The organism is Flavobacterium sp., assembly GCF_036405015.1.
GTDB lineage: Bacteria > Bacteroidota > Bacteroidia > Flavobacteriales > Flavobacteriaceae > Flavobacterium.
In genome coordinates this window covers 25,140-48,495 of sequence record NZ_DASWYK010000192.1, presented here as the reverse complement: position 1 = coordinate 48,495, position 23,356 = coordinate 25,140, and the positions used below count along the sequence as shown (strand labels likewise).

At 31.9% G+C, this 23,356-nt stretch carries 22 protein-coding genes; 13 read left to right on the top strand and 9 right to left on the bottom strand.

What is annotated here, in order from left to right:
- Positions 1-282: 282 nt before the first annotated feature.
- Positions 283-966, bottom strand: coding sequence for a DUF4294 domain-containing protein (locus VGE71_RS16650; protein WP_331139320.1), 684 nt, complete (start codon positions 964-966; stop codon positions 283-285).
- An 81-nt stretch (positions 967-1,047) separates the two neighbouring features.
- Here VGE71_RS16650 and VGE71_RS16645 point away from each other — a divergent pair, with 81 nt between their 5' ends.
- The 6 genes from VGE71_RS16645 to VGE71_RS16620 all read left to right on the top strand — a co-directional run bounded on the left by VGE71_RS16645 (position 1,048) and on the right by VGE71_RS16620 (position 9,764).
- The gene (locus tag VGE71_RS16645) at positions 1,048-2,136 is read left to right on the top strand and encodes a M42 family metallopeptidase (RefSeq protein WP_331139319.1); all 1,089 of its coding nucleotides are present in this window, start codon (positions 1,048-1,050) and stop codon (positions 2,134-2,136) included.
- 57 nt (positions 2,137-2,193) lie between these two features.
- Positions 2,194-2,874, top strand: a complete 681-nt coding sequence (locus VGE71_RS16640) for a response regulator transcription factor (RefSeq protein WP_331139318.1) — start codon at positions 2,194-2,196, stop codon at positions 2,872-2,874.
- Positions 2,871-4,232, top strand: coding sequence for a HAMP domain-containing sensor histidine kinase (locus tag VGE71_RS16635; protein ID WP_331139317.1), 1,362 nt, complete (start codon positions 2,871-2,873; stop codon positions 4,230-4,232). Before VGE71_RS16640 ends, VGE71_RS16635 begins: the two co-directional genes overlap by 4 nt.
- Before the next feature lie 83 nt (positions 4,233-4,315).
- Complete coding sequence (locus VGE71_RS16630; protein WP_331139316.1) at positions 4,316-5,563, top strand: TolC family protein; 1,248 nt, start codon at positions 4,316-4,318, stop codon at positions 5,561-5,563.
- Between the two features lie 13 nt (positions 5,564-5,576).
- A complete protein-coding gene (locus VGE71_RS16625; RefSeq protein ID WP_331139315.1) occupies positions 5,577-6,662 on the top strand; it encodes an efflux RND transporter periplasmic adaptor subunit in 1,086 nt (361 codons plus the stop codon).
- Between the two features lie 3 nt (positions 6,663-6,665).
- Positions 6,666-9,764 carry a CusA/CzcA family heavy metal efflux RND transporter gene (locus tag VGE71_RS16620; protein WP_331139314.1) on the top strand — a complete coding sequence of 1,033 codons (3,099 nt, stop codon included), beginning with the start codon at positions 6,666-6,668 and terminating at the stop codon, positions 9,762-9,764.
- Between the two features lie 182 nt (positions 9,765-9,946).
- Here VGE71_RS16620 and VGE71_RS16615 read toward each other — a convergent pair whose 3' ends face one another.
- Positions 9,947-10,327: an ankyrin repeat domain-containing protein gene (locus VGE71_RS16615; protein ID WP_331139313.1), complete on the bottom strand. Its 381-nt coding sequence runs from the start codon at positions 10,325-10,327 to the stop codon at positions 9,947-9,949.
- A 346-nt stretch (positions 10,328-10,673) separates the two neighbouring features.
- On the opposite strand from VGE71_RS16615, the gene VGE71_RS16610 reads away from it, so the two are divergent.
- Entirely contained in the window at positions 10,674-11,210 is a 537-nt protein-coding gene (locus VGE71_RS16610) for an SRPBCC family protein (protein ID WP_331139312.1), read from the top strand.
- 75 nt (positions 11,211-11,285) lie between these two features.
- On the opposite strand, the gene VGE71_RS16605 is transcribed toward VGE71_RS16610, so the two are convergent.
- From VGE71_RS16605 to VGE71_RS16580, 6 genes are all read right to left on the bottom strand, one after another.
- A complete protein-coding gene (locus VGE71_RS16605) occupies positions 11,286-11,666 on the bottom strand; it encodes an ankyrin repeat domain-containing protein (RefSeq protein WP_331139311.1) in 381 nt (126 codons plus the stop codon).
- Positions 11,667-11,819: 153 nt separating this feature from the next.
- On the bottom strand, positions 11,820-12,947 hold the full coding sequence (locus VGE71_RS16600; protein ID WP_331139310.1) for a glycoside hydrolase family 26 protein: 1,128 nt from the start codon (positions 12,945-12,947) through the stop codon (positions 11,820-11,822).
- 31 nt (positions 12,948-12,978) lie between these two features.
- On the bottom strand, positions 12,979-13,932 hold the full coding sequence (locus tag VGE71_RS16595; protein WP_331139309.1) for a phosphoribosylaminoimidazolesuccinocarboxamide synthase: 954 nt from the start codon (positions 13,930-13,932) through the stop codon (positions 12,979-12,981).
- Between the two features lie 133 nt (positions 13,933-14,065).
- Complete coding sequence (locus tag VGE71_RS16590; RefSeq protein WP_331139308.1) at positions 14,066-14,896, bottom strand: Cof-type HAD-IIB family hydrolase; 831 nt, start codon at positions 14,894-14,896, stop codon at positions 14,066-14,068.
- 134 nt (positions 14,897-15,030) lie between these two features.
- Entirely contained in the window at positions 15,031-15,393 is a 363-nt protein-coding gene (locus VGE71_RS16585) for a DUF1801 domain-containing protein (protein ID WP_331139307.1), read from the bottom strand.
- A 186-nt stretch (positions 15,394-15,579) separates the two neighbouring features.
- Positions 15,580-16,530 (bottom strand): PhoH family protein, encoded by a 951-nt coding sequence (locus VGE71_RS16580; protein ID WP_109193565.1) that lies wholly within the window; start codon positions 16,528-16,530, stop codon positions 15,580-15,582.
- Positions 16,531-16,792: 262 nt separating this feature from the next.
- On the opposite strand from VGE71_RS16580, the gene VGE71_RS16575 reads away from it, so the two are divergent.
- The 6 genes from VGE71_RS16575 to VGE71_RS16550 all read left to right on the top strand — a co-directional run bounded on the left by VGE71_RS16575 (position 16,793) and on the right by VGE71_RS16550 (position 23,011).
- Entirely contained in the window at positions 16,793-17,620 is an 828-nt protein-coding gene (locus VGE71_RS16575; RefSeq protein ID WP_331139321.1) for an SAM-dependent chlorinase/fluorinase, read from the top strand.
- Positions 17,621-17,658: 38 nt separating this feature from the next.
- On the top strand, positions 17,659-18,177 hold the full coding sequence (locus tag VGE71_RS16570) for a hypothetical protein (RefSeq protein WP_331139306.1): 519 nt from the start codon (positions 17,659-17,661) through the stop codon (positions 18,175-18,177).
- Positions 18,178-18,434: 257 nt separating this feature from the next.
- Positions 18,435-19,163, top strand: a complete 729-nt coding sequence (gldF, locus tag VGE71_RS16565; protein WP_331139305.1) for a gliding motility-associated ABC transporter permease subunit GldF — start codon at positions 18,435-18,437, stop codon at positions 19,161-19,163.
- A complete protein-coding gene (gene gldG, locus VGE71_RS16560; protein ID WP_331139304.1) occupies positions 19,163-20,848 on the top strand; it encodes a gliding motility-associated ABC transporter substrate-binding protein GldG in 1,686 nt (561 codons plus the stop codon). Before gldF ends, gldG begins: the two co-directional genes overlap by 1 nt.
- 75 nt (positions 20,849-20,923) lie before the next feature.
- Positions 20,924-22,042, top strand: coding sequence for a DNA polymerase III subunit beta (gene dnaN / locus VGE71_RS16555; RefSeq protein WP_144212418.1), 1,119 nt, complete (start codon positions 20,924-20,926; stop codon positions 22,040-22,042).
- Positions 22,043-22,381: 339 nt separating this feature from the next.
- Positions 22,382-23,011 carry a DsbA family oxidoreductase gene (locus VGE71_RS16550; protein ID WP_331139303.1) on the top strand — a complete coding sequence of 210 codons (630 nt, stop codon included), beginning with the start codon at positions 22,382-22,384 and terminating at the stop codon, positions 23,009-23,011.
- Between the two features lie 91 nt (positions 23,012-23,102).
- Here VGE71_RS16550 and VGE71_RS16545 read toward each other — a convergent pair whose 3' ends face one another.
- Entirely contained in the window at positions 23,103-23,234 is a 132-nt protein-coding gene (locus VGE71_RS16545) for a hypothetical protein (RefSeq protein ID WP_255596598.1), read from the bottom strand.
- Between the last annotated feature and the right edge of the window lie 122 nt (positions 23,235-23,356).

Below are 23,356 nucleotides of genomic sequence, written 5' to 3'. Positions count from 1 at the left end.
CCCCGATAGCAGCGGAAATCCTTTTTATGGCGGGGTTCGCCATGAAAAGATTGCAGCGGATAGCGGGAAATGGCTCCTTATATTTATCGAAATCACAATTTTTAAACTCCAAATTCCAAAAAAAAACTGGATGTGACTTCGATGCGCTCCGGCTCTTATACTATATATGTATATCCAAAAAGAAACCCGACAGGTTTTGAAAACCTGTCGGGTTGCAAGTGGGAATTACTCATATATATATAATAGAAGATAAAAAATATACTATATAAATGTATTATTGATCTATTTTTTGTTTAATTCTTTTGCCCTTTGCTGCCATTTACTGGACAAATCGTCATAATCAACAGGATTGGCAGATTTTTGATTTACTAAACGACCCGACTCAAATGCTCTTACTAATATTGTTTCAATTAAATAGTCTTCATTTACATCATAAGGTTTGTATTCTGTTTTTAAACTTATATCAAATAAATTCGCCGTTGTGTTTGAAACAAATGCCTTAAATCCGCTTTTTAATGTTTTTATCAACTCATAAGTAGTGATTCCAGTTTGACGATGAATTAATTTGACTAAAATCTGTCCTTGTTTTCTAGAAAGTTTTTTAAGTCGTTCTTCAAATTCATTATTTAAGTAATCTTCTACAATTTTAAAGTACTTCTTTTTTTCACGACTTGTTTTTAAACGTGCCATTCCATTATTCAAAGCTGTTAGCCTCTCTGCCGCTAATTTTGCATAAGGATAAACTTTATAAACTCTGTTTTGAAGAATTTGAAATTGTTTTAATTCTTCTGGATTCATCTTTTCGCCTTTTGAAATAATGATCTCTGGCAATTGAATGGTATCATTTAAAATAGAATCTTGTTCTGTTAGTATATATCCCATTTGTTGGTTCTCTTTAGGAGTAACCTGGGCATTGGAAGTAAAAGAAATAAATAGTATAAATAAAATAAAGGTGGTTAGTCTCATCGAATCATAATTTAAATGTAAAATTATATATTTATACACAACTCTGATACCAAATTTATATTTTAGCGGAAAAATATTTTTATGAGTACAAATTCTATCTTGAAAGATACTTCTATAGCATTCTTAGAAAACTACTTAAATAATGCTTCTCCTACTGGTTACGAAAGTGAAGGCCAGAAACTTTGGATGGATTATTTAAAACCTTATGTTGATACTTTTATAACTGATACTTACGGCACAGCGGTTGGGGTTATTAATCCTGATGCTCCTTATAAAGTTGTTATTGAAGGACATGCTGATGAAATTTCGTGGTATGTAAATTACATTACGGAAGATGGTTTAATATATGTCATCAGAAATGGTGGTTCTGACCATCAAATTGCTCCTTCTAAAAGAGTAAACATTCATACTAAAAACGGAATCGTAAAAGGTGTTTTTGGATGGCCGGCTATTCACACTCGTCTCCGCGATAAAGAAGAAATTCCTAAATTGAGTAATATTTTTATTGATCTAGGATGTGAAAATAAAGAACAAGTTGAAGCATTAGGCGTTCATGTTGGATGTGTGATTACTTATCCAGATGAATTTATGATTTTGAATGAGAATAAGTTCGTTTGTCGTGCTATTGATAACCGAATGGGCGGGTTTATGATTGCCGAAGTTGCTAGATTATTAAAAGAGAACAATAAAAAACTTCCTTTTGGTTTATACATTGTCAATTCAGTTCAGGAAGAAATTGGTCTTCGTGGAGCAGAAATGATTGCGCATCGCATAAAACCAAACGTTGCGATCGTAACAGACGTTTGCCATGATACCACTACTCCTATGATTGATAAAAAAGTGGAAGGCGATCTTAAAATGGGAAAAGGTCCTGTTATTGGCTACTCTCCTGCTATTCAAAATAAATTACGTGATTTAATTGTGGATACAGCAGAAGAAAAGAAAATTCCGTTTCAGAGACATGCTACTTCTCGCGCAACAGGAACAGACACTGATGCATTTGCTTACAGCAATGGTGGTGTACCTTCTGCGTTGATTTCGCTTCCTTTACGTTATATGCATACTACGGTTGAAATGGTTCATAGAGATGATGTTGAAAATGTTATTCAACTTATTTATGAAGCTTTATTGAAAATTGAAAACAACGAGACTTTTTCTTATTTTAAATAAGATACTCTTTTAATGTAAATCCGGTTTAATAAGCCGGATTTACAAATAAAAAACAACATGAAAATATTACTACTCGAAGACGATTTTACTTTATCGAAAGAAATCTCAACATTCTTTACTTCAAAGGGTTTCGAGTGTTTACCTTATTATGACGGCTCTTTACTGCTTAAAAAGTATTTTCCGTACGAATATGATTTAATTGTTTTGGATATTAATGTACCAGGAGTAAACGGAATTGAGGTCTGTAAAGGTATTCGTGAGGTCGATAAAAAGACTCCTATTATTATGCTTACTGCTTTTAGCGAAATTGAAGATAAATTGTCTTCATTTGATAATGGGGCAGATGATTATCTGGTAAAACCTTTTCATTTTGAAGAATTGTTTGCTAGAGCACAATCTCTTTTGAGAAGGAAAGATGTACCACAGAAGGTAGAGAATAAAATACTCGTTAATGATCTTGAAATCTTCGAAGAAGAAATGAAAGTATTCAGATCTGGTGAAGAAATTAAGCTTACTCCAAAAGAATTTAAACTTATCCTGATTCTAGCGCACGCTAAAGGGAAAGTCCTCTCAAAGCAATTTATAGCTGAAAAACTTTGGGATTATCATATTGAAACCAATCAAAATACTATAGAAGTTTATATTAATTTTTTAAGAAAAAAAATCGACAAAGATCATCATACTAAACTTATCCATACCAAAATTGGTTACGGGTATTTTTTAAGCGACAAAGAATGACATTAAAAAATAGGATATCACTTTTAGTAAGTTTACTGTTTACCATTCTTTTTGGACTGGCTTCAACGGTGATATTCATTTTGTATTCTAATTATAGAAAAGAGGAATTTCGTGATCGTTTAGAAATCAAAGCTTTATCTAATATCAAACTATTAGTCAATGTTAAACAAGTTGATAATCAGCTTTTAAAAATAATTGACCAAAATTCTATCAATAAGTTGTACGATGAAAAAACGCTGGTTTTTGACTCTAATTTTAAACTTATTTACAGCAGTATTGATGATGCTAAAATTAATTGGTCTATTGACGATTTAAAATATTTAAAGAAGAATAAAACCTTTTTTAAACAACAAGGAGATTACGAAGTTTATGGCGTTTTTTATGACACAAACGACAAGGATTTTTATGCTTTGATCTCGGCAACTGATGATTATGGCAAAAAGAAATTGCTTTTTTTACGATACACCTTAATTATATCGTACATCTTTTTTACTTGTGTATGCTGGGTTATTACTTCTTTTACTGTAAAAAAGGCAATGAATCCTCTAAATGCTTTTCATCAAAAAATTAAAAACATAAACGAAAATAATCTCGATACCAGAATCGAATCTAAAAGCACCAAAAATGAAATTGATCTGATTGCAGATGAGTTCAATTTTATGATGGATCGAATTGAAATTTCTTATCAAAGACAAAAGGAATTTACGGCACACGCTTCTCACGAATTACGTACTCCGCTTTCTAGAATGACTTCTCAGATTGAGAATGCAGTTGCAGATCCTGATGCAAAACCTAAAAACCGTACTTTTCTAAATACAATTTTGACAGATGTTAATCATTTAAGTGAATTGATTAATTCTCTATTAATTCTTTCTAAAATTGATAATCGAGAAACAGAACATCATGAAGTTCAAAGAATAGATGAGATTTTGTTTTCATCTATTGAAAAAATAAATAAATCTTTTCCTGATTTCGTCATTTTGTTTGAAATGGAAGAAAGCGAAGATCTTGATACTGCTTTAGAAATTAAAGGAAATAAAAATCTTTTGGAAATCGCTTTAACGAATGTTTTAAAGAATGCCTGCGTTTATTCAGATAACAAACAAGCAAAAGTAACTATTGGTACAGACCATTATCATTTAATAGTATCTATTTCGAATACTGGAGATACTTTAACCGAAGAAGAGCAAAAAAATCTTTTCCAACCTTTTATGCGTGGCAAAAACGCATCGGGAACTTCAGGCTTTGGACTTGGATTAAGAATCGTTCAAAGGATTCTCATGCTTCACAAAGCAAACATAAACTACTCAACACCAGATATTAATACGAATTCATTTCAGTTATTTTTTAATTTATAAATAATTTTAAGCTATTTTTAAGGTAGATTTTAAGGTCTCTTAAAGCCTGTTGATAGCATATTTGTATAATTAAAAATGATACAATGAAAAAGTTATTCGCATTGCTGTTATTTGCACTTCTCAATCAAGTTGTAATAGCGCAGAAAACAATCACCCTTGAGGATTGTGAAAGTCAATTCCTAAAAAAGAATCTTTTTTTACTGGCATCTCAATACAACATCGATGCCTCGAAAGCATTAACCATTCAGGCTCGAATCTGGGACAATCCTACAATTTCAGCAGAATTAAATGCTTACAATCCTGAGCGAGATAAGTATTTTGACATTGGAAAAAATGGCCAAAAAGTTTTTTCAATTGAACAGCTTATTTATTTAGGTGGTAAAAAAAGAAATGAGGTTAAACTTGCTCAAACAAATGCACAATTGGCAGAACTTCAATTTAATGATTTACTGCGAACCTTGAAATTTCAATTGCGAAAGAGCTTTTACACGGTATATTATAACTCTAAAAACCTTGAAAATACTGATAAACAATTAGCTCATATTGAGAATTTAATTAATTCCTATTCTATTCAGGCTCAAAAAGGAAATATTCCTTTGAAGGATGTTGTTCGTTTACAATCATTGTATCTTAATTTCAAAAACGAGCGATTAGAAGTAATAAATGATAATATAGAAGAACAAGCTAACCTTAAGCTTTTACTAAATGAAACTGAAAACGTAGTTCCAGTTGTTAGTAAAGACGATTCTAATAAATATTTAAAAGTAATAGACTTTGATCTTAAAAGTTTTGAAGAGCAAGCTATAGCAAATCGTCCTGATTATTTAGCAAAACAAAAAGAAATTGATGCTAACGAATTGAATGTAAAATGGCAAAAAGCACTTTCTATTCCAGATATTACTGTGGGTGCCAACTACGATCAACGAAGCGGAGCTTTTAATAATGAAGCGAATCTTAGTCTTGCTATACCGCTACCTCTTTGGAACAAAAACAAAGGAAATATTAAATATGCTCAAACACTTTTAGAACAATCTAAAATTGAAAAACAAAATTTTGAACTCCAATTACAAACAGAAATTACTTCTGCATGGACAAAATGGGACGAATCAAGACAAAACTACAGCGTAATTAAACCAACTGTAAATTCTGATTTTGAAGCAGTTTATAACGGAATGCTGACCAATTTTCAAAAACGAAATGTGAGTCTTTTAGAGTTTACCGATTTTATGGAAAGCTACAATCAAGCTATTATTCAATTAAACGAATTGAAGAAAAAAGTGGTAATAGCAGGCGAAGAATTAAATAGCACAATCAACAAAGATTTATTTTAAAAATATTAAAGAAATGAAACATACACTATTCATAGGAATCGCAATTGTAAGCCTATCTTTGGCAAGCTGTAAAAAAGAAGTCGAAAATCCTGAAACAAATACTTCTTTTGTTTTGAGTAACGATATGCTAAAAACAACTACAACAGCAAATGCAGAAATGCAACCACTAAAAAACGAGCTTACTTTTTACGGAAAAATTACTGCTGACAATAACAAAATGATTGACGTTTACCCGTTAGTTGGAGGAAACGTAATGAAAGTAAATGTTGAACTTGGTGATTATGTGAAAAAAGGACAAGTTTTGGCTACTATAAAAAGTACCGATGTTGCCGATTTTGAAAAACAATCCATCGACGCGAAAAGTGATTTATTGGTTGCTAAAAACAATCTAAAAGTTGCTCAAGAATTATTTGATGGCAAATTAAATTCTGAAAGCGATGTTCTTCAGGCAAAATCTGAAGTAAACAAAGCACAATCGCAATTGAGCAAAATTCAGGAAACTTATAAAATTTACAACATCAAAGCCGGTTCTATTTATGAAGTAACAGCTCCGATAAGCGGATTTATTATTCAAAAAAGTATCAATCAAGATATGCTTTTGCGTAACGATCGTTCTGAAAACATATTTGATATAGCCGAAATCAGTGAAGTTTGGGCAATGGCGAACATCAACGAAATTGATATCAATAAAGTTAAACTAGGAACAGACGCATCTGTAACAACGCTAAGTTATCCAGATAAAGCTTTTCATGGAAAAGTAGATAAAATCTACAATGTAATCGATCCGGAAACTAAAGCAATGCAAGCCAGAATTAAACTAAGCAATCCTGACTACATGCTTAAACCTGATATGAACGCTAATATCAAATTATCTTTTAACGAAAATCAAAATATGATAGCCGTACCAAGTAAAGCAATTGTATTTGATAAAAGTAAAAACTTTGTTGTGGTGTTTAAAGACCGTAATAACATAGAAACAAGACAAGTAGAAGTTTACAGAGTAGTTGGAGATGTTACTTATATCTCAAGTGGTTTAAAAGAAAACGAAAAGGTAATCACAAACAATCAGCTGTTTATTTATGGTGCTTTAAACAATTAAGACATGAACAAATTCATTAAAAATATTATTGCTTTTTCTTTAAAGAATAAAGCATTTACTTTCTTTTGGGTCGGATTATTGGCTGTCGCAGGATTTATTTCTTTTAAAAATATGCCTATTGATGCTTTTCCGGATGTGACCAATACACAAATTATCATTATCACACAGTGGAATGGAAAAAGTGCTGAAGAAGTGGAGCGTTTTGTGACTTCTCCTATTGAAATTTCTATGAACTCTGTTCAGAAAAAGACCAGTGTTCGAAGCATTACCATGTTTGGATTATCAGTTATCAAAATCATTTTTGATGATGGTGTTGACGATACTTTTGCCCGTTTTCAGGTGAACAATTTATTGAAAAATGTTTCGCTTCCCGATGATGTAGAACCAGACGTTCAGCCACCATACGGGCCAACAGGAGAAATTTTCAGATATATTGTAAAAAGTGACAGCAGAGACAGCAGAGAATTGTTGACTTACCAAAACTGGGTAATCGACAAACAATTGCGTTCTCTTCCTGGTGTTGCCGATTTAAATGTTTTTGGAGGTCAGACTAAAACTTATGAGATTGGTGTTGATCCAATCAAACTGGCCAAATACAATATTACGCCTTTACAAGTTTACAATGCTGTAAATGCTGGAAACATAAATGTAGGTGGTGATGTTATCGAAAAAAATGGACAAGCATTTGTTGTCCGTGGAGTTGGATTATTGAAATCTAAAGAAGATATCGGAAACATTATTGTTGATGATGCTGGAGGAAATCCGATTTTGGTTAAAAATCTGGCTGATGTTTACGAAAGTTCAATGCCAAGAGTTGGACAAACAGGTTTAGGAGATAACGATGATGCCGTTGAAGGGATTGTGGTAATGCGAAAAGGTGAAAATCCTCAGGAAACTTTAGCCTTAATTAAAGCAAAAATTAAAGATCTTAATGATAATGTTCTTCCTAAAGACATTAAAATAGAGACTTTTTACGATCGTGATAATTTGATGAATTTTACGACCGAAACGGTAATGCACAATTTATTTGAAGGTATTATCCTTGTAACTTGTGTCGTATTTTTATTCATGGCAGACTGGCGAACTACTTTTACGGTTTCTATTGTAATTCCGCTTTCTTTATTATTTGCATTTTTATGCCTTAAAATGATGGGAATGAGTGCCAACTTATTAAGTTTAGGTGCTGTCGATTTCGGGATTATTATTGACGGAGCTGTCGTGATGGTCGAAGGTCTGTTTGTCGTTCTCGATCATCGAGCGCATCAATTGGGAATGGAGAAATTTAACAAAATTGCTAAAGGAAGCTTAATCAAAAAGACTGGAACAGAAATGGGTAAAGCTATTTTCTTTTCAAAATTGATTATTATAACTGCCTTACTGCCAATTTTCTCATTCCAGAAAGTAGAAGGAAAAATGTTCTCTCCCCTAGCCTTTACATTAGGTTTTGCATTATTGGGAGCGCTTATTTTCACTTTGACATTGGTTCCTGTTCTTTCGCATATCTTATTAAACAAAAACGTAAAAGAAAAAAACAATCCGTTTGTTAATTTTTGGGATCGAATTGTAAGCAAAGGTTTTGCTTGGACTTTTAAACATAAAGTGCAATCTTTAATTGCTTCAATCGCATTATTAGTAGCAGTTTTCTTTTCTGCAGGTTTCTTGGGTACGGAGTTCTTACCACAATTAAATGAAGGAGCATTATGGGTTACCGCAGAATTACCTATGAGTACTTCTCTTCCTGAAAGTGTTAAGACTGCAGCTATAATTAGAAAAGATTTAGAAGCTTTTCCAGAAGTTAAAAAGGTTTTATCTCAAACCGGACGAAGCAATGATGGAACCGATCCAAATGGTTTTGGATTTATTCAGCTTCAGGTTGATTTGCTTCCTAAAGCTGAATGGAAACGTAAAATTTCAATGGACGAACTGATTAATGAAATGGATAACAAACTAAAAGTTCATCAAGGAATTACCTATAATTATTCACAACCTGTAATTGATAACGTTGCTGAATCTGTTGCTGGATTTAAAGCTTCTAATGCCGTTAAAATTTATGGAGATGATTTAAATAAATTAGATCAGCTTGCCAATGAAGTTTTAGCACAGATTAAAGATATTCCTGGAATAAAAGATGCTGGAATTTTACGAAACGTTGGACAGCCAGAGATAAGCGTAATCTTAGATCGTGAAAAAATGGCAGCTTACGGAGTAACATTAAGTGATGCACAAGCTGTTTTAGAATTAGCTTTTGGAGGAAAAACAGCGACTGAAAAGTACGAAGACGAAAAGAAATTTGATGTTCGTGTTCGTTTTTCAAAAGAATACAGAAAAGATGAAAAAGATTTAGAAGAAATTAAAGTTCCGACAATAAGTGGTGTAAAAATTCCTTTAAAAGAAATCTGCGACATCAAAACAATTACTGGACCGGCATTTATTTACCGAGACAACACAAAACGTTTTATCGGAGTAAAATTCTCTGTTCGTGACCGAGATTTAGGAAGCACAATTGCCGAAGCACAAGCTAAAGTAAACAAACTAAAACTTCCTGCAGGTTATACTACGGGTTGGACGGGAGAATTTGAAAATCAGGTTCGTGCGAGTGCTCGCCTTGCTCAAGTGGTACCAATCAGTTTAATTGGAATTTTTGTTCTTTTATTTATATTATTTGGAAATTTCAAAGATTCACTTCTTGTTTTAGCCAATGTTCCGTTTGCTATTATTGGTGGAATTATTGCTTTACATCTTACAGGAATGAATTTCGGAATCTCTGCAGGAGTTGGATTTATTGCTCTTTTAGGAATTTGTATTCAAAACGGAGTAATTCTAATATCTGAATTTCATCATAATCTGAAGGCAAAATTTACCCTTGAAGAATCCATTTTCATGGGAGTGAAAGCCAGAACAAGAGCCGTTGTAATGACTGCGTTAATGGCATCTATAGGATTAATGCCTGCCGCAATTTCTACGGGAATTGGTTCAGAGTCACAGAAACCTTTAGCAATCGTAATTATTGGCGGACTTATGACTGCCACTGTTTTAACCTTATTGGTATTCCCTATTTTATTCTGGATCTTCAACAGAAAAAAACACGTACCGATTGAGTAATAATTTATTTTTTTAGATTTTTTTAAGTCAATTGTTGGATTTAAAAGCGAGAAGCATCATTCTTTAGAATGGTGCTTTTTTGTTTTTATTAGAACAAAAAATAACTGCAAAAAAAAAAATGACCTTTTGCTCAGAAAGGTCATTTTAATACTAACTCAAAACTTTTTTAAACTGTTTTCTATTTATCTCAACTCCTTCAAAATAACAATAGATTCTGAAGCATTTGATAATTCCGCATATTTTAACGCAGTATATCCTTTTTCATTTTTCAAATTAGGACGTGCGCCATTTGCTAATAAAACTTTAAGAATTTCATGCTTATTGTAACGTGCAGCGATCATTAACGGTGTAAGATCTTCAGACATTTGATTTACATCTGCTCCATACTCAATAAACTTTTTAACTGTTTGCAAATCTCCTTTGCTGATTGCAACATTTAATGGATTTGAAGCATATCCAGTATATTCAACTGGATTTTTTACTGTTGAAACTCCATTTGAAGCCATAGCTACATTTCCAAACGCAACTAAGGCAAGTCCTAAATAAATAACTGATTTTTTCATAATAATTGATTGTTGTTAAATGATTGATGATGATGTTTTTAATTTCAATGTAAAAGTAACTTAAATTTTATTATTATGCATAACAAAGTACCATGTTTTAACCGATTCTTAACACTCACTTAATAAATACACAATAAAAACATCTTACTGTTAGCAATTTCATTGTTTTAGTATAATAGACGCCAGAAAATATAAAATGTTACAATAATTGAGAAAAAAATATAAATTTTATTTTTTCATACTTTTAAAATCAAATGTAATTGCAATTCAGATTTTTTTAACTTTACTGTAAGAATAAAACTATTTTGTTTTTATAATCTAACTATAACCTAAAAAAACCAGAATTATGCTTATCATCAAAAGAATTCTTATCGTACTAATTTTGATTATTTCCATTGTATTAATTGCGGCTTATTTTATGCCTAAAGAATATGCTGTAGAAAGGGAAATCACTATTAATAAACCTGTAGACAGTATTTTTAACTATGTTAAATCATTAAAAAACCAAAATGAATTTAGTGTTTGGGCCAATATGGATCCAAAAATGAAAGTAAGTTATAAAGGTAACGATGGTGCTGTAGGTTCAATATCAAGTTGGGAAAGTAACGTCAAAGAAGTTGGGGTTGGTGAACAGGAAATTACTAAAATTACAGAAAACAGACGAATTGATTTTGCTCTCAGATTCAAAAAACCAATGGAAGATACAGCTGTGGGTTTTATGTCAACTGAACCAGTTTCAACAAATCAAACCAAAGTAAAATGGGGAATCAGTGGCGTAATCCCCTATCCTACAAACATCATGCTTCCGATGCTAAAAATGGATCAAATGATTGGAAACGATCTTGAAAAAGGTCTTGAAAATCTAAAAGATAAAATGGAGTAATTCCTTCTAAAATAATTAAAGTAAAAAGTGCAATTCTTAATTGAATTGCACTTTTTTATTTCATCATCTTTTCTGTTATTTTTTCAAATTCTTTAAAATAACAATAGCTTCCGTCGCTTTTGCATACTCTGCATATTTTAAAGCTGTAAACCCATGTCCGTTTTCAATTGAAGCGTCTGCACCGTTAGTCAATAAAATTCGAACAATTTCGCAATGATTAAATCGTGCCGCCACCATTAACGGAGTCATATTATTAACTATTTTATTAATATTGGTTCCGTACATTATAAATTTCTTTACGGCTTCTACATCTCCTTTACTAATTGCAAGATGTAAAGGAGATTTCCCAAAAGTTGAATATTCAACTTGATTTTCAATTTTTATTCTTGAAATTGATGTAGCTGATGCGTTAGCAAAGACAAAAATAGCTCCTAAAATAATTACTGTTTTTTTCATAATGATTGATTGTTTTTAATTGATTGATGATGATGATTTCTTATTAGACGACAAACAATGTCATTTAGTTGCATCATTTTGAAAAAAAATCAAAAAAAAGCGCAATTCAAATAAAATTGAATTGCGCCATTATAAATCTCAGTATATTTAATTTTAGAATTTAGTCGTGTAAATCTTTTTAAGATCCTTCTCAAACAAAGTAAACGGATCATTATAGAATTTTATAAAATCCTTTTCGCTTACTTGTCCAGGAAATGGTGCATAAAAATGTGTCGGACTTGTACTATCGTTTCTCCAAACTAATACGTAGGCTAATTTTAAATCATTGGATTTTAGTGTTTTCAACAAGACTTCTTTCCACCATTTTTCATTCGGAATAGACTCTAAACCTGTTTCTGTAAATGCCGCCAGTTTTTTCTTTTTCTTTCCTAAATTTGATATTATTTCAAGCTTTTTTAAACCTGCATCTAAATCGTATTTCCCGTCACGACCAAAATCGCCATAATTATCCATTCCAAACAGATCAACATATTGATCACCTGGATATCGTTCTAAATATTCTTCTTCCGAATTAAATTGATTATCTGGAGAAAAAGCATAAATAAAATTATGGACTTCCAAAGTATCTTTCAAATATGAAACTGTAAATTGCCAAACTTTAATAAAATCTTCTCGTGAAGTATGCGATTTTCCCCACCAAAACCAATCACCATCAAATTCGTGAAAAGGTCTGAAAATCATTGGAGAAAGCGTTCCGTTTTTTGCTTTTACAGATTTTGCAAAATCAGCTATTGTTTTTAAGATTTCTTTATATTGCTCGTGATACGAACCACCTGGTTTTATCAAAGCCATTGATGCAGTCGAAACTCCATCTTTCCAATAAAAATCACCACCAGAAACAGGATTATTAAAATGCCAGGAAACTGTTGTAATTCCACCTCTTTCGTAAGTGTCTATTACATTTTTTCTTAAAATTGCTTTAGCATTTTCAATCTGTTGCTTTGAACGCCCCGAAAAATCGCTAAAATCGATTCCAACAACTGCAGGATGCGAACCTGTAACTGACTTAACATCTGATCGATTAGGTTCGTTACTCCATCCATGTCCGTATTCTAATGCATGCTGATGTCCAAAAAGAATATGACTTTCTGAAATGATTTTTAAATTCTGATACAGATTTTTGGTTTCTTTTGTTGCATTTCTATCAATTTGCGCCAAAAGAAAATGCCCTGCTGTAAGACATACAAATAACAGGGCATTTTTTTTAGTTATAAAATTCATGGTTTAAATAATTAGTTTAAACCCGAAATTACTATTTTGAAGAAAGGTAATCTAATACGTTTTTTTCAATACGTTGATCAATATTGTCAATATCAGCTTTTACAAATTTCTCTCCTAAAATATTCTCATACAATTCGATATATCTTTCAGAAACAGATTCAATATATTCGTCTGACATATCTGGAATCACCTGTCCTTCTTGACCTTGGAAACCATTTTCGATCAACCAACGACGAACAAATTCTTTAGATAATTGTTTTTGCTCCTCTCCTTTTTCTTGTCTTTCAGCATATCCATCAGCATAGAAATAACGAGAAGAATCTGGAGTATGAATTTCGTCAATTAAAACGATAACACCATCTTTTGTTTTTCCGAATTCGTATTTTGTATCTACTAAAATTAAACCTCTTTGAGCAGCGATTTCGGTTCCTCTTTGAAATAAAGCGCGAGTATATTTTTCTAAAACTAGGTAATCTTCTTCAGAAACAATTCCTTTTGCTAAAATATCTTCACGAGAAATATCTTCGTCATGAGAACCATTATCAGCTTTAGTAGTTGGCGTAATAATTGGTTCAGGAAATTTGTCGTTTTCTTTTAAACCTTCAGCCATAGTAACACCACAGATTTGCTTTCTTCCAGCTGCATATTCACGAGCAGCATGTCCAGACAAATAACCACGAATTACCATTTCTACTTTAAAAGGCTCACATAAATGTCCAACAGCAACGTTTGGATCCGGAGTTGCAATCAACCAGTTTGGAACGATATCTTGTGTCAATTCCATAAATTTAGTTGCAATCTGATTTAGGATTTGTCCTTTGTATGGAATTCCTTTTGGCAAAACCACATCAAACGCCGAAAGTCTGTCGGTTGCTACCATTACCAAAAGTTCGTCGTTGATATTATAAACTTCTCTAACTTTTCCACGGTAAACTGATTTCTGATTCGGGAAATTAAAATTTGTAGTTGTGATTGTATTGCTCATTTTGTTGTGTTGTTTTTTATGAATGCAAATTTAAAATTATTTCACAGAGTTACACAATGAAATTTTAAGATTCAGAAATAAAAAAATCCCTGAACAATTTATTCAGGGATTCTAGTTTAAATATGTTTCCAAATTAACTGGTTGCTAATTCTTTATCTAAAATTCTAGTCGCAATATACTTTGCTACTCCGTCTTCTGCGTTTGTTTCAATTACTTCCAAATCTGAAAGTTCTTCTTTTAGAGAAGCTGGCGCATTTCCCATAATTAAACCTTTTCCAGAAGCAGAAAGCATTTGAACATCGTTATAACCATCTCCAAAAGAAACTGCTTCTTGCAACGTAAAACCTTCTTTTTCTAAAACTTTTTCAATAGAAACTGCTTTATCAATAGATTTATCCATGAATTCTAAACAAGTTGGCAAACTGAAAGCATGATGCAAATGTTCTGAAGAATTGGCTAAAATGGCATCTTTTAGTTTTACTAATTTCTCATGATCTGGGCAAGAGAAGAAAATTTTAATTGATGAAAAATCTTCAAGCGTTTTATAATCCACTAATTCTGGATGATATTTCAATTCTTCCTGAAAAGAGTTTAGTTTTTCATTCCATTTATTAGTCTGCCAAATATTTTCCTTAAATAAAACAACCGTAATTTCTGGATCGATTTCTACGTTTAAAGCTGCTTTAACTACATCGCTGTCTAAATTGAATGAGAAAAGTTCTTCTTTATTTGGTGAATGAATTCTAGCTCCGTTTGAACTTACTAAATAAACAGGAATTTCCATTTTATCAATTATAGCCATAGCATCCAAATGATGACGACCTGTAGCTACAACAATAAGATAACCTTGATTGTGAAGTTCTTGAAAGATTGATTTAGTATAATCTGAAATTCTGTGTTGTGGGTTAAGTAAAGTTCCGTCAAGGTCACTTATTACAACTTTTATATTTTTAAGTTTTGTCATATTAATGTTCAATAGGTATGATTGCAAATTTACTGTTTTGAGCTCGAAAGAACAAAGTTTAGCCTATTTGAACGCTTAAAATAAGGCAAGTTTATTATTTATTTAACTATTTCCTTAAATTCTTTTTTTGAAGATCAAACCTTCACAATTCCTGTTTTGTATAAATTTATTGCCTTTTGAATAATTAATTCTATTTCTTGTAAAGGCAAATCTTTTTGTGGATCAAACAGAAAGATTTTCATTCTCGATCGATTCTCTTGAATTAGAAAAGATTCGTCAAAATATTTTCCTTCTACAATTCCCATGTAGGGCTGATTAAGTTTTTTATGAATCCATAAATAGCAAAACATTTTCTTTTTATAACAGAAGAAAGGCATTCCGTATTTTAAAACATTTGTAATTTCTTTGTCTTGACGCAGAATAATTTCGCTTAAAGCAAACAAAGTTTCTTTAAAGGGCAGTTTTGAATTTTCATAAAAATCATCTACTTCTTTCATCTCAAACTAAAGTAAAAAAATATTCGTTTTGTACTTTTCCCAAAAAACGCACAAAACGAATATCTTTCAAGTTATTAGTCACGGATTAAATGATTAAAATGATTTTTTCTAAATCTGTGAAAAATCCTTTAATCTGTGGCAAATTCATTTCACGATTTACATCTAACATTTCATTAAAAATCAAAATTAATCGTGATTCTCAATTTGTTTATAAGCATCGATTACCTTTTTAACCAATCTGTGGCGAACGATATCTTTATCATCTAGATAAATAATTCCGATACCTTCAATGTCTTTTAAAACCAAAATAGCTTCTTTTAGACCAGAAATTGTTCTTCTTGGTAAATCGACCTGTCCAGGATCACCTGTAATCATAAATTTGGCGTTTTTTCCCATACGGGTCAAAAACATTTTCATTTGTGAGTGTGTGGTGTTCTGTGCTTCATCAAGGATTACAAAAGCATTGTCCAATGTACGTCCACGCATAAAAGCAAGCGGCGCAATCTGAATAATTCCTTTTAAAATGTAATCTTCGAGTTTTTCATTCGGAAGCATATCACGCAACGCATCATAAAGTGGCTGCATGTAAGGATCCAGTTTTTCTTTCATATCTCCAGGAAGAAAACCAAGATTTTCACCGGCTTCTACTGCAGGACGTGTCAGAATGATCCTTTTTACTTCTTTATCTTTTAGCATTTTAACCGCCATAGCGACACCGGTATAGGTTTTTCCGGTTCCAGCAGGACCAATAGCAAAGACCATATCGTTTTTCTTGATAGTGTCAACCAGCAATTGTTGGTTTGGTGTCATTGCCTTGATAATCTTTCCGCCAACACCATGAACTAAGATTTTATCGTGATCATAGCCTCTTTTTTCTTCTTGGCCATCACTCATAATTACACGTTCAATTACATTATCATCAATATTATTGTAACGTGTAAAATGAAGCATTAATCGTTGAAATCTTTTTTCGAATTCGTCTAAAACTTCTTTTTCGCCAAATGCTTTTAAAGTTGTCCCTCGCGCTACGATTTTAAGCTTCGGGTAATACTTTTTAATAATTTCTAAATGGCTGTCCTGCGCGCCCCAAAATTCTTTTGGTGCAATATCTACTAGCTCGATTATTCTTTCGTTCAAATGAAGTAGTTTTAAATTAAATAATTCCTTTTATTATTTAGGGGTTGTCGGGTCTTTTTTGGGTCACAGTATTCAGTTGCAGTTTTCAGTTTTTGTTTTTCAAACCTAAATCCGTGTTTCTGAATATTATAACTTGCAAATGCTTTTAAAAACACTTTTTGTCTTTTCTTTCTTTCAATTTGTGTTTACTATTACTAGCTTTGCATTTCTCAAATTTAATGAAAATTAGATTTAAATACTATCAATAGTTATAAACAAAATGATGTCAATAATTACCCTTACTACAGACTACGGCTTGAAAGATCACTTTGTGGGGTCGCTGAAGGGTAAAATACTTTCTGAAAACCCAGAGGTTCAAATCATTGACATATCTCATGATATTGATCCCTTTAATACTGCCGAAGCGAGTTACATCATTGGAGCCTCTTATTTAAGCTTCCCAAAAGGGACTGTACACCTTATTGGTGTCGATATCGAACGCAATAAAGAGAACCAGCATATTGCGATGCAATGGAACGATCACTACTTTATTTGTGCCGATAACGGAATCCTTAGTATGCTTACACAGAAAATTGTTCCGCAGAAAATTGTCGCTATTAATATTCATGATCGTTTTCCGATAGAAGCTACAGATTTGGATATATTCATTCAGGTTGCTTCTCACTTATCAAAAGGTGGTTTGCTGAATGTAATTGGAAAAGAAATCACTTCTATAAAAGAAGCTACAGAATTACAGCCTATTGTGGCAGATGATGGCAATTCAATAAAAGGTTACATTATTTATATTGATCATTTCGGAAACGTCGTTACTAATATTTCTAAAAAGCAATTTTTGGAAATTTCACGCGGACGTCCTTATGAAATCGTAATGAAACCTAAAAACATCAAAACGATTCTGCCAAATTATTCTGCAATTGCAACTTCAGATAAATATCCGATTAAAACCTATGAAGGTGAAAAACTGGCTATTTTTAATGAAGCTGGTTTTTTAGAAATCGCTATTTTTAGAAGTAATCCTTCTAAAGTTGGTTCTGCAAATAGTTTGCTTGGTTTAAATTACCGTGATGTAATTACAATTAAGTTTTCTTAGTTTTTAAAATAGATCATTTCACTTCAATAAGAAATCTAATGACGAAAATCAAAGATGTAAATCAAGGTGATCTTTTAACATTCATTAACGGAGAAAACAAATATAAAATTCTTCTTTGTACTGATGTATATAAGGATCGAAATCCACAAAATTTTACTTTTTGTCTCTTAGATTATAATAAAACAGAAAAACCAACACTAGATGATATCAAAGATTTGAGTTTTTTTGGTGTTGGTAATATGACTAAAAAAAACTCATACAATTATTCTGAACAGGAATTGGAAAAAATGTGGTTTTTACATCCCGAAATAAAACCATGTCTTTTAGGTTCTTGCTCATTGGTAATCTGGCGAAAAGATTTTATGACATTTCGTGATAATTTAGAATTTATTGGTAATTTGAAAATTCTTCCTAGTATTAATAAAAATGGAAATTGTGGTATAAATGCAAGCGGTTGGGATTTTCTAGAAAGTTTTCATGGTGAAAAACTGCAGCAATTTATTGATGAAAGAGGACAAAAGCTTTTCAGTTTAAATGCCATAATTAAGGCAACTTAGTCGCTCAAAAGATTTTTTACAATAAATGATTCTTTAAAGGAAAAACAACAATCAAATTTGGTACTTTTGCGCACCTGTAAGGCTTAGCTGGAACGATTTAACCGCAAAGAACGCAAGGATTTTATCTTATGATATTTTCTAAAAAACGCAAAGTTCGCGAAGCTTTACGTAAAAACTTTGCGAACTTTGCGAAAAACTTTGTGTCTTTGTGGTTAAAAGATACAGTAAAATAAAAAACGATTAAACAAAAAAACTAAATGAAATCAATCATTTTAAGAGAAATAAAATCCTTTTTTGGCTCTCCAATTGGCTATTTGGTCATTGCGATTTTCTTAATCAGCAATGGGCTATTTTTATGGGTATTTGAGGGAGATTATAACATCCTAAACTCAGGCTATGCCGATTTAACTCCGTTTTTCACATTGGCTCCATGGATTTTAATTTTCTTAATTCCAGCCGTTACGATGAGAAGTTTCTCTGACGAAAAAAAACAAGGTACTTTAGAATTATTATTGACAAAACCTTTATCAATTTGGGAAATCGTAAATGGTAAATTTTTTGGTTCATTTTTACTGATTATTCTAGCCATTATTCCAACTATAATTTACGTAAAAGTAATTTCAGATTTAGGTTCACCGGAAGGCAATATCGATATGGGAAGCACTATTGGTTCTTACTTCGGATTACTGTTCTTGATTGCTTCTTATTCAGCAATCGGAATCTTTACTTCTACCCTTTCTGAAAATCAGATTGTGGCTTTTATAATTGCTGTTTTTTTATGCTTTTTCTTCTATTTTGGTTTTGAAGGTTTAAGCTCTTTGCTTTCTTCTGATTCAAATAGTTTTATTTCAGTTTTAGGAATGCAGAACCACTTTAAAAGTATGAGCCGCGGCGTAATTGACACGCGAGATGTTATTTATTTCTTAAGCATTACCATCGCTTTTTTATCATTTACAGTTTATCAATTAAAATCTTTTAAAGCGTAATGAAAGCATCTACAAAGCAAAATTTAAAAACACTAGGCATTACGATATTTATTTTAGTTGTTTTAAATGTACTTGGAACTCTATTTTTTCAGCGTTTTGACTTAACAAAAGACAAACGTTATACCCTTTCGCCTACTTCTTTAGGAATTGTAAAACAAGTTACAAATCCGTTGTCTATAAAAATTTATATGGCTGGAGAACTTCCTGCCGATTTTAGACGTTTGCAGCAAGAAACCAAACAATTACTGGAAGAATTTCAGGCATATAATAAAAATATTGTTTTCGAATTTGTTGATCCGTTAGAAAATGAAGAAGAAAGCGAAGAACTTACAAAATCACTTTTCCAGAAAGGTTTAACACCAATAAATATTACAGTCGACGATAAAGGAAAACAATCTCAAGCAATGGTTTTTCCGTGGGCAATTGCTGTTTACAACAACAAAGAAGTCAATATTCCATTATTAAAAAACATAATGGGAGCTTCGACAACACAAAAAGTAATCGGATCTATTCAGCATTTAGAATATTCTATTGCAGATGCTATTAACAAAGTAACCAAAAGCAAGCAGAAAAAAGTCGCAATCATCAAAGGAAATGGAGAATTAAAGGAAAGCCATATCGCAAAAATGTTGATGCAGATTCATGAAAGTTACCTTATAGGACCTTTTACATTGGATTCAGTTGCTAAAAATCCGAATGGAACTTTGAATGAGCTTAAGAAATATGATTTAGCTATCATTTCAAAACCTACAGAAAAGTTCTCTGATGAGGAAAAAGAAGTTCTAGATCAGTATATTATGAATGGCGGCAAAACACTTTGGTTGATTGATCAAGTGGCTGCCGATATGGACAGTTTATATAATGATGCAGGAGCAACTTTAGCCTATCCTAGAGATTTAAATTTGAATGATATGTTCTTCAAATACGGATTCAGAATTAACCCTGATTTAGTAAAAGATGAACAAGGAACTCCAATAAAACTAGCAACTGGCGAACAAGGAAGCGCAACACAATACCAGGATTTTGTTTGGAAATTTGCACCACAGGTTTTTCCAACAAGTCAGCATCCGATTGTAAAAAATCTGGGCGGAATCAAATTTGATTTCGCTAGTCCAATTGATACATTGAAAAGCGGAATTAAGAAAACCGTTTTATTACAATCTTCTCAATATTCAAAAACTATTGGTTCTCCTGTAGAAATCAATTTGAATATGGTAACAGAAAAAACAACACCAGAAGATTATCTAAACAAAGGAAACTTACCGCTTGCTGTTTTATTAGAAGGTTCTTTTCATTCTGCTTTCGAAAATAGAGTTTTACCATTCAAAGACAACTCTTTTACAGCAAAAGGAAAACCAAACAAGATGATTGTTGTTGCCGATGGAGATTTAGCTAGAAATCAATTAGACAAAAACAGAATGCCTGTTGAGTTAGGCTACGATCAAAGAACCGGAAATCTTTACGATAATAAAGACTTCATCATGAATTGCATCAATTATCTTTTAGATGATACCGGACTTATTAACATTAGAAGTAAAGATGTAGAGCTGCCTTTATTAGACAAAGAAAAAGTTTACCAAAGCTACAGCATGACCCAATTCATAACTATCGGAGTTCCAATTCTAATTTTATTGGTTTTTGGACTTGCTTTTACATTTTTAAGAAAAAGAACCTACAGCAAGTAGATGTTAATAAAAAAATGTAATACTTTGGATAGTTTAAGATATATTTGTAAACCTTATATTTAGAAAATAAAACAGATGAAATTTATAGTATCGAGTTCGTACTTATTAAAACAATTACAAGTTTTAGGTAGTGTAATCAATAGTAATAATACGTTGCCTATTTTAGACAACTTCTTATTTGAACTAAACAATAATGAGTTAACAGTTTCAGCATCAGATCTTGAAACAACTATGTCGGCTACATTATCGATCGATTCTACAAGTAAAGGAAGCGTTGCTGTACCAGCAAAACTTTTACTTGAAATTTTAAAAACTTTCCCAGAACAACCATTAACTTTTACTGTTGAAGATAACAATACAGTAGAAATTAGCTCTAATTCTGGTAAATATGCTTTAGCTTACGCTGCAGGAGAAGAATTTCCGAAAGCTGTAAGTCTTGAAGATCCATCTGTAACACTTGTTCCTGCAGAAGTTTTAGCAACTGCGGTAAGTAAAACTATTTTTGCTGCTGGAAACGATGATTTGCGTCCGGTAATGTCTGGAGTTTTCTTCCAGTTTTCACCAGAAGGATTGATTTTCGTTGCAACAGATGCTCATAAATTAGTAAAATATGCTCGTACAGATGTAAAAGCTTCTCAAGTAGCAGATTTTATTATGCCTAAAAAACCTTTAAACATTTTAAAAAGTATTTTAGGAAGTTCAGATGCTGAAGTAAAAATCGAGTACAACGATTCAAATGCAACTTTCTCATTTGACAATTATATCTTAATGTGTCGTTTAATTGATGGAAAATACCCTAACTATGAAGCGGTAATTCCAAAAGAAAATCCAAACAAATTAATGATTGACCGTTCTTTGTTTTTAAGTTCAGTTAAACGTGTTGCGATTTTCTCTAACAAAACTACACACCAAATTCGTTTGAAAATTGCTGGAGCTGAATTAAATGTTTCTGCAGAAGACATCGATTACTCAAACAAAGCAGAAGAAAGATTGACTTGTGACTATCAAGGAGATGATCTTCAAATTGGTTTCAACTCTCGTTTCTTAACTGAGATGCTGACTAATTTACAATCTGACATGATTATGCTTGAAATGTCATTGCCTAATAGAGCTGGTATCTTAACACCAGTTGATGGTTTAGAAGAAGGAGAAACAGTTACAATGCTTGTAATGCCGGTAATGTTAAATAGTTAACATTAAAGTTTCTTTCTGTTACAGGGATATTTTTTAGTTTTAAATAAAAGATATATCATTGTAAAAAAAAAGATATCGCTATTAACCAACCATTTTTTATACCTAGAAACCGCAATTCCTATAAAGAGTTGCGGTTTTTTATTTTGGTTTTATTTTAACCGCAAAGGCTCAAAGTATACGCAAAGTTCGCAAATTTTTTTTCTCAAAGCTTTGCGAACTTTGCGTTTTTACTAAGTAATCAAAAATAAAAAACCTTGCGTGCTTTGCGGTTAAATAAACACAAAGCATATCAACTTGAAACCTGAAACAAAAACAAACAAATTTCCTTATCTTTACGATATGAAAATAGAAATTTGGTCGGACATCATGTGTCCGTTTTGTTATATCGGAAAAAGACAATTGGAAACTGCTCTTGCAGTATTTCCTAATGATGAATTTGAAATTGAATGGAAAAGCTTTCAGCTGGATCCAAGCATTACTTCTCAACCTGATATGGACGTTTATACGTTCTTAGCAGAAAGAAAAGGCATGTCGATTGAACAATCTAAAGAAATGCATAAAGGCGTTGCAGAACGCGCTAAAAGTGTCGGCTTAGATTATAATTTTGATAAAGCTGTTATCTCCAATTCTTTAAACGCGCATCGAATCATTCAGTTGGCTAAAACTAAAAATATGGGCGATCGAATGGAAGAAATTTTCTTTAAAGCCTATTTTACAGACGGAGAAGATTTAAATAACGGTCTTACTCTAATTAAACTAGGAATTACAGCTGGACTTGAAGAAAGTGAAATAAGAGCTGTTCTAGAAAGTGATAACTTATTTATAAAAGAAGTTGAGTCTGATATTAAAGAAGCAGCCGAAATTGGCGTTCAAGGTGTTCCCTTCTTTGTATTTGATCGTAAATATGCTGTTTCAGGTGCACAACCTGTTGAAGCTTTTGTAAAAACAATTCAGGAAGTATTGAAATAATTTTAAAAACATATTCTTAAAACCTAAAAGCGTGCTGTCTACAAGTAAACAGCACGTTTTTATTATTTAGTTTTTATTATCAACTAAAAATTTAATGTCCAGCTCTACCTTTAGAATCTGTTGATTTTGTTGTAGTGCTTTTTCCTCTAGAACCAGAAGTTGATTTTTGAGTTTTTCCAGAATCTTTCATTCCAGATTTCGAATCTTTTCTTGAAGTTTCCATAATATATAATTTTTTAAATTATTGATATACAAAGTTGTTAAATATCAATTACATTCATTTACAGAATTAAACTTGATTTTTACACAATAAAAATAAATCGATAAACAAATCCTGTAAGATTA